The sequence below is a fragment of the Pseudoalteromonas aliena genome, assembly GCF_038155085.1.
Taxonomy (GTDB): domain Bacteria; phylum Pseudomonadota; class Gammaproteobacteria; order Enterobacterales; family Alteromonadaceae; genus Pseudoalteromonas; species Pseudoalteromonas aliena_A.
On sequence record NZ_JBAKAU010000170.1, the window covers coordinates 1 to 220 of the forward strand.

The 220-nt window shown below is 40.9% G+C and carries 1 pseudogene; it reads left to right on the forward strand.

The annotated features are described in order from the left end of the window. Window positions 1-220, forward strand: a pseudogene (locus V6260_RS18970) (MBL fold metallo-hydrolase); the annotation flags it as partial.

Sequence of the window (220 nt, forward strand, 5' to 3'; positions counted from 1 at the left end):
GTTTTACAGGCAGCCCGGCGATTGGCTATCAAAAAGTGAACTTAAAAACTTAGACGCTGTGATGTACTCACATATTCATTACGATCATTTTAATAAAGCCGATATAGAGGAGCTCGGTAATAAACCCCGCTATTTAACCCCACTGGGTATGGCCGACAACTTCCCTACTGGCGGGTTTAATATTAGCGAAATGGCTTGGTATGCAAAAACAAATATTAAC